At 75.5% G+C, this 6,652-nt stretch carries 6 protein-coding genes and 1 pseudogene; 3 read left to right on the forward strand and 4 right to left on the reverse strand.

The window, feature by feature from the left end; genetic code table 11:
• The 3 genes and pseudogenes from GQS09_RS25945 to GQS09_RS25955 form a co-directional block, all read left to right on the forward strand.
• Window positions 1–262: pseudogene (locus GQS09_RS25945) on the forward strand (hypothetical protein); the annotation flags it as partial.
• Window positions 259–1,218, forward strand: coding sequence for a S8 family serine peptidase (locus tag GQS09_RS25950; RefSeq protein WP_165989984.1), 960 nt, complete (start codon window positions 259–261; stop codon window positions 1,216–1,218). The pseudogene GQS09_RS25945 and the gene GQS09_RS25950, both read left to right, overlap by 4 nt.
• Window positions 1,160–1,768, forward strand: coding sequence for a GAF domain-containing protein (locus tag GQS09_RS25955; protein WP_165989985.1), 609 nt, complete (start codon window positions 1,160–1,162; stop codon window positions 1,766–1,768). The genes GQS09_RS25950 and GQS09_RS25955 overlap by 59 nt, the downstream gene beginning before the upstream one ends.
• A 38-nt stretch (window positions 1,769–1,806) precedes the next feature.
• Here the strand turns inward: GQS09_RS25955 and GQS09_RS25960 are convergent, their stop codons facing one another.
• Genes GQS09_RS25960 through GQS09_RS25975 form a run of 4 tightly spaced genes read right to left on the reverse strand, consistent with a single transcriptional unit; the run spans window position 1,807 to window position 6,525 of the window.
• Window positions 1,807–3,252 carry an MFS transporter gene (locus GQS09_RS25960; RefSeq protein ID WP_165989986.1) on the reverse strand — a complete coding sequence of 482 codons (1,446 nt, stop codon included), beginning with the start codon at window positions 3,250–3,252 and terminating at the stop codon, window positions 1,807–1,809.
• Window positions 3,249–4,238 carry a DUF6895 family protein gene (locus GQS09_RS25965; RefSeq protein ID WP_313896339.1) on the reverse strand — a complete coding sequence of 330 codons (990 nt, stop codon included), beginning with the start codon at window positions 4,236–4,238 and terminating at the stop codon, window positions 3,249–3,251. Before GQS09_RS25965 ends, GQS09_RS25960 begins: the two co-directional genes overlap by 4 nt.
• Window positions 4,239–4,252: 14 nt before the next feature.
• Window positions 4,253–5,479, reverse strand: coding sequence for a radical SAM protein (locus GQS09_RS25970; RefSeq protein WP_165989987.1), 1,227 nt, complete (start codon window positions 5,477–5,479; stop codon window positions 4,253–4,255).
• Entirely contained in the window at window positions 5,476–6,525 is a 1,050-nt protein-coding gene (locus tag GQS09_RS25975; RefSeq protein ID WP_243761796.1) for a DUF6895 family protein, read from the reverse strand. The genes GQS09_RS25970 and GQS09_RS25975 overlap by 4 nt, the downstream gene beginning before the upstream one ends.
• Window positions 6,526–6,652 lie beyond the last annotated feature (127 nt).

Here is a 6,652-nt window from a genome sequence, read left to right on the forward strand (position 1 = left end):
CCCCGCGGGCTCCCGCGACGAGGCGCTGGTGCGCCGGCTGGCGGCGGGCGCGGTGGCGGCGGCCGAGTCGACCGACTCCCCACTGGTCCGCGCCCGGGCCGCGCTGGATCTCGCCCACACCCTGCGGGCACTGGGCGACCCGGAGCCCGCCCGGGCGGCGGCGCGGACCGCGGCCCGGCACTACCGGGCCAAGGGAGACGTCACCGGCGCCGCCCGGGCCGCCGCACTGCTGGCCCGCCTCGGGGCGGAGGACGCGCCGTGACCAGTGCGAGCGGCGCGGCGGCGCCCGCCACGCCCCGGACCGGGGGCCGGACCGGGGGCCTCACCTGGAGTCTGCGCGACCGGACGCCGGAGCAGATCGAGGTGCGCGCCGACGGCCTGCCGGGGCCGAGCGCCGACCCGTGGCGGTGGTCCGACGGCTCCGGCGTCGGCGTATGCATCGTGGACAGCGGCATCGAGGCCGGCCATCCCGACATCGGCGCCGTCCGGGGCGCCTGGTCCGTCGTGACCGGCGAGGACGGCCCCGAGGTGGTGCCGGTCGAGCCCGCCGACGCCTGCGGGCACGGCACCGCCTGCGCCGGGATCGTCCGCCGGGTCGCCCCGGCCTGCGACCTGTACAGCGTGCGGGTCCTGGGGCCGGGCTCGACCGGCACCGGCGCGGCCCTGCTCGCCGGGCTCCGCTGGGCGGTGGACCAGGGGTTCTCCGTGGTGAACCTCAGTCTGTCCACCACCCGCCCGCAGTTCGTGGACGAGCTGCGGGCGATCGCCGACAACGCCTACTTCCGGGGCGTCCTCCTGGTGGCCTCGGCGCACAACACCCCGGTGGAGAGCTTCCCCTGGCGCTTCTCCTCGGTGATCTCGGTGGGCAGCCACCGCGAGAGCCGGCCGGACCTCCACCTCTACAACCCCCGGCCGCCGGTGGAGTTCTTCGCCCCGGGCCAGAACGTGGAGGTGCCGTGGCCCGGCGGCAGACGCATCCGCACCACCGGAAACAGCTTCGCCACGCCCTTCGTCAGCGGGCTGTGCGCCCGGCTGCTCGGCAGCCACCCGAGGCTCACGCCGTTCCAGGTGAAGAACGCGCTCTATCTCGCCGCGGGCAACACCCGCACCGGCACCAGCAGTGAGACGACCGGACCGACCGCAGCAGAGGTGACGCACCATGTCCCAGACCCCGACCCGGACCCCGCGCTCCCCGGCCGCCGAGGCGGCGGAGCGTGAGCTGTTGCAGTCCGTGGTGGAAACCGCCCGCGCCATCTTCGACGCACGGGCCAGTTCCATCTTCCTGCACGACACGGAGACGGACGAGCTGGTCTTCCAGGCGGTCTCCGGAGAGGGGGAGGAGCATCTGACCGGCACCCGCTTCCCGGCCGGCCGGGGCGTGGCCGGATACGTGCTGGCCTCCGGCGAGGCCATGGTCCTGGACGACCTGCGCGGCCCGGGTCCGTTCGCCCGCGATCTCGCGGAGTCCACCGGCTATGTGCCCGCTTCGCTGATGGCGGCTCCGCTGGCGCACAGCGAGGGCGTCATCGGTGTGCTGGAGGTGCTCGACCCCGGGGAACGCTCCCGGGCGAGCCTGCCGGAGCTGGAGCTGCTGGCCCTTTTCGCCCGCCAGGCCGCCGCCGCCCTCCGCCTGGTCACCCTGCACCGCGGCACGCGCGCCGGGACGGCGACGGAGCAGGTCGTGACGGACGAGGCCGTCCGGCGCGGGCGCGGCCTGGAACTCGTCTCCGCCCTCCGGGAACTGCTGGAGTCCCCCGGCGCCCTCTGACGCCGGGGGACCGGTCGGGCCCGGGTACCGGCCCGGGTCTACGGTCTCGGGCCGGGCGGGGCGGAGGTCCCCGCACCGGCCTTCTCGGCGGGCCCCGCCCCGGGCTCCGCCTCGGGCCCCGGCTCGGGCTCTGCTTCGGGCCCCGGCTCGGGCTCTGCTTCGGGGAGGGCGAACCGGGCGTAGATGCCGGACANGAGGGCGAACCGGGCGTAGATGCCGGACACCACGACGATCAGTCCGGACACCGCGAAGATCGTGTCGATGGTGCCGAAGTGCAGTCCCAGAACCGAGCCCTCGACGTTCCGCAGCAGGGAGCCGGCGAGCCATCCGGCCAGTGCCGCCGCCAGCATCAGCGCGAGCTGCGTCGCCGGGTAGAACACGGCGGCCACCCGGCCCCGGTACTCGGCGGGCGCCGCGGCGAGCATCAGCGGCGCCATCGCCGTGTTCAGCATGGTCAGCGGAACGGTGAACAGGAAGATCACCGCCACACCGGCCACGAAACCGGTCTGCCGGGAGTAGACGACCAGCAGCACCCCGCTCACCAGCAGGGCGGCCCAGGCGGTGTGCCGCGCCCCGATCCACTGCACCACCCGGCCCGCGCACAGGGCGCCGGTGATGCCGCCCAGTCCCATGGCCATGCCGACATAGCCGTAGAGGTGGGCGGACGCGCCGAGGTTCTCGGTGGCGAAGAAGACGTTGAGGGTGTTCAGGGCGCCGATCCCGAACTGGCCGATGACGGCGAGCCCCAGCAGCGCGACCAGGAATCTGCTGCGCCCGAAGAACCGGAGACCGGCCGCGAACTCCCGCAGCACGCCGGCCCGCTGCCCGGCGGGCTCCCGGGTGCCGGCGCCGTCCGGCTCCGCCCCGGGCGCGGGCAGCCGCACGGAGCGGATCGCGACGTACGACACCGCGTAGGAGAGCGCGTTGAAAATCAGCGCCCACTGGAAACCGGCCGCGAAGAGCAGCGGCGCGGCGAGCGGGGGCCCGATGATCCAGGCCGTCTGGCTGGTCGCCTGGGTGATGCCCGCAGCCCGGGCGCGGTCGGCCTCCCCGGTCACCAGGTCCGCGACGACCGCGAACCGCGCCGGCGTGAAGAACCGGGAGGCCGCGTGGAGCAGCAGCACGGTCGTGTAGACCAGGCCGAGCCAGACCCCCACCGGGAGGGCGCGGACCGGTACGAACGACACCACGGCCAGCACGGCCACGACAGCGCCGCGGAACGATTCGGTGCGCAGCATCGTGGCGAGCCGGTCCCAGCGGTCGACGAACACGCCCGCGACCGGGCCGACGAGCAGCATGGCGAAGCCGGTCGCCAGCAGGACGCCGCTGACCGCGGTGGGCGCCCAGGGCTCGTCCTTCGCCAGGACGGTGGCCACCCACAGCACCAGCGTGGTGCTGAACACGGCGTCCCCGACGGAGGAGACGGCCTGCCCGAACCAGATCCGGGTGTAGTCCCGGTTGATGAGGACCAGTCGCGGTGTCATGACGGCCGCCTTTCCGGGGCCACGATCAGCGCCATCAGGGCGGTCACCAGCGTCGTGTGGTACGCCTTCCGGAAGAACTCCCGGCCCCGGTCCGCTCCCGCTGCCCGGCCGGCCGCCGACCGGCCGGGGATCGCGCCGTTCGGCAGCTGGGCCCGGGCCAGGCACTCCACGGCCGCCGCTCCCCCGGGTGTGCGCAGCGGATCGGCGCCCAGGATGAACTGGGTGAGCAGGAGTTCCGCGATCAGGTCCCACTGGTCGTGGGCGACGCAGTGGCCGAGCATCCGGCGGGCCAGCTCCCGGGCGTGGCCGAGTTCCCGGCCGTCCAGTCCCGCGGGCCGGGCCCGGCCGAAGTCCCCGAGGTAGAAGGTGGCGTGGGTCAGCGCGTACGCCTGTCCGGTGGTGAGCGGTGCCGTGTTCTCCGGCGTGCTGTCCGGCGTGCTGTCCGGTGTCGCGGCACGGAGGGTGACCAGCGGGCTGCGCGGGGCGAGGTCGGCGTAGGGCTCGATCCCGTGGCGGACGCCGGCCTTGTCCGCGTAGTAGCGGATCTCCAGGCGCTGGTAGGCCGTTTTCCCGCCCGGTGCGAGGGCGCCGGGCGGCAGCCGGGACAGCGCGGCCCGGCACAGCGCGTCGTCGATCCCGCGGGGAGCCAGTGCGGCGTAGACCAGGGCGTAGACGGCGGCGTACCGTTCGCCGCCCTCGTCGAGCAGGCCCGGGAAGTCCGGATGCTGCCACAGCCGCCGGATCAGGGCGGCCGCCTCGCCCAGTGCGTCCGGCGGGCCGCCGTCCAGGCGGGCCGCGCAGTGGCAGAGCAGGGCCAGTTCCAGGGCGGCCTTCGCCCGGCCGCGGGTGGCCGGCCGGGCGTGCGACGCCGGCAGCGCGTCGAAGTGGCCGAGGTTCTCGCCCAGCCAGTCGAGCGCGCCGGCGCGGAGCCGGTCCAGCAGCGCGGACACGGGCGGGGACACGGCCGCGGACACGGGCGGGGACACGGGCGGGGGCATGGCTACAGCCGTCCCGTCTCGTCCAGGTAGTCGAGCAGGGCCGCGTCGACGGAGTCGCGGAACCGGGCCAGGGTCCGCCCGTCCTCGCTGCCGCGGTAGAGGTCCTCGCAGGCGATCCAGCGGTCGCGGGTCACCTCGCGGGGCAGATACCCGCCGGTGACCGTGCCGACCTCCCAGTCGGGTTTGCCCGCGGTCTCCCAGCAGCTCGCCAGGGTCCCGTCCGCGCTCACCACCGCGCCGTAGCGGCCGTCGGCGTGACCGCAGGTGACGCAGGGCCGGCGGGCGGCCGGACGGTTCACGGTGAAGCCGAGGTCGAGCGCCCGGCGCTGCCACCGGGCGAAGTCGGCCGCGCGTTCGCCGGTGTGCAGCTCGTTGGCGTACCCGATGCCCACGTCCCCGACGCGGGCGAAGTACAGCGTGCACCGGGCCGGGTCGAGCGCCGCCGCCAGCCGGTCGATCAGGCTGTCGACGCCCCCGTGGGTCTCGTGGGAGACGTTGACCCGCAGGGTCCACCGGATCGGCGACACCTCACTGGCCCGGACAATGTTGCGGACGATGGTGTCGAAGGTCCCGCCGCCGGTCGCCCGGGCGACCCGGATGCGGTCGTGGTCGGCGCGGTCGCCGTCGAAGGTGACCTGCACCAAGGTCAGCCCGAGTCCGGCGAGGCGGCGCGCCAGGGACGGGGTGAGCAGCGTGGCGTTGGAGATCATCCAGGCCGAGGACTGCCCGAGGTCCGCGGCGCGTTCCAGCAGTTCCAGGCAGCCCCGCGGGTTGAGCAGCGGCTCCCCGCCGAAGAGGAGGATACGCAGCCTGTCCAGGCCGGCGGCGGCCATCCGCCGCTCGGTGAAGCCGAGGATCGAGGTGATGGTCTCCGAGGTGAGGCGGGCCCGGGCGATCCGGGGCGGGCGGCTTCCCCCGGCCGTGTCCTGGGCCGTGTTCTGGAAGCAGTATCCGCAGCCCAGGTTGCAGTGGGTGCTGGTGAGAACGGTCAGCGCGTAGGCACGGACCGGCCGGACGGTGAGCAGGCCCTGCTCCCGCAGCCGGCGCTCCGCCGCGGGGCGCAGTGCCCCGTCGGCGGTCAGGTGCCGGGCGCCGAGGCGGGCGATGCCGCCGGGGCCGACGAACCACCAGTTCCGCCTGCCTTTCAGCAGGCGCGCGCCGTCGGCGCGGCCGGCGGCCGGTGCGGGCCGGACCGCCGGTGCGGGGATCACCGCCTGTTCCGGGCTCATCGCGCCCCCCGCAGTGCCGGTGCCGGTGCCGCCGCCTCGGCCGGCCCGCCGGCCCGGCCGAGGGTCCCCGCAGAACCCGCAGAACCCGCGGCACCCGCGGCACCCGCGGTGCCCCGGGTGACCACCAGCATCGCCAGCGCCGTGCCGAGGGTCGCCTGGTAGGCACAGCGGAAGAACTCCACGGGCGTCGCGGTGGCCGGGGCCCGCTCGGCGGCGGACCTTCCGGGGATGGCACCCTCGGGCGTCTGGGCCCGCGCGAGCATCCGGACACCGGCGGCCCCGGAGGGGGTCCGCAGCGGATTCACGCCCAGGCAGTGCTGGGCGAGCAGGAGCTTGGCGACCAGGTCCCACGCGCCGTCCCGCACGCAGCGGTCGGTGAGCCGGGTCATGACGTCGAGCGCCCGCTCCCGGGCCGGCCCGGGCAGGCCGGGATCACGGAAGCCGAAGTCGCTGAGGTAGAAGACGGTGTGCGTGACGTGACAGACGTCCAGGCCGTCCACCGGCTGCCCGGCGCCGGCGCGCGCCAGCGCGCTGGTCGCGTACAGCTCCCGGTACGGGGCCAGGCGGTGGTCCGCCCCGGCCAGTTCGGCGTAGAACCTCTTCCACAGGTGGGGATAGCGGGGCTCCCCGTCCGCCGTCAGGTAGCCGTCGGCGGCCAGCCGGGCGAGCGCGGTGCGCCCCGCCCCGGTGGCGGCTCCGGGCGGTGCCAGCGCCGCGTACATCAGCTGGAACTGCCGGGCGGTGCGGGGGCCCAGGGTGAGCAGGCGCGGGAAGTCCGGGCGCTGCCAGGCACGTTCCACGACCGCGGTCGCCTCGCCCAGGGCGGTGTCCGCCGGTGCGGTCCGCCTCCAGTAGTGGCAGAGCAGCGCCAGTTGCAGCAGCGCCTTCACCCGGGGGGTCACCGGCAGTTCGGCCCGGCCGGCCGGGGAGTCGAGGTATCCCGCATGCTGCCCGGTCCAGCGCCGCGCGCCCGCCGACAGCCGCTCCGCCACCTGCTCAAGGCTCTGGCCGGCGGTCTGGTCAAGCCCGGCCGATCGCGTACTCATGGTCCAGGTCCTCCTTCGGGGTTGCGGATCGCTGAGCCACCCGCTCGACGATGTCGGCCGCCCGGGCCGCGCTGTCCGCCGCGGCCAGCGCGCGGCCCAGCGCCCGGGCGCGCTGCCGCAGGCCGCC

Origin of the sequence: Streptomyces sp. YIM 98790 (genome assembly GCF_011421595.1) — a bacterium.
Taxonomy (GTDB): Bacteria; Actinomycetota; Actinomycetes; order Streptomycetales; family Streptomycetaceae; genus Streptomyces.

Excerpts from the sequence above, each read along its gene's own strand:
- GQS09_RS25955 (WP_165989985.1), top strand. The coding sequence starts at position 1,160 with ATGTCCCAGACCCCGACCCGGACCCCGCGCTCCCCGGCCGCCGAGGCG.
- GQS09_RS25970 (WP_165989987.1), bottom strand. The coding sequence starts at position 5,479 with ATGAGCCCGGAACAGGCGGTGATCCCCGCACCGGCGGTCCGGCCCGCA.
- GQS09_RS25975 (WP_243761796.1), bottom strand. The coding sequence starts at position 6,525 with ATGAGTACGCGATCGGCCGGGCTTGACCAGACCGCCGGCCAGAGCCTT.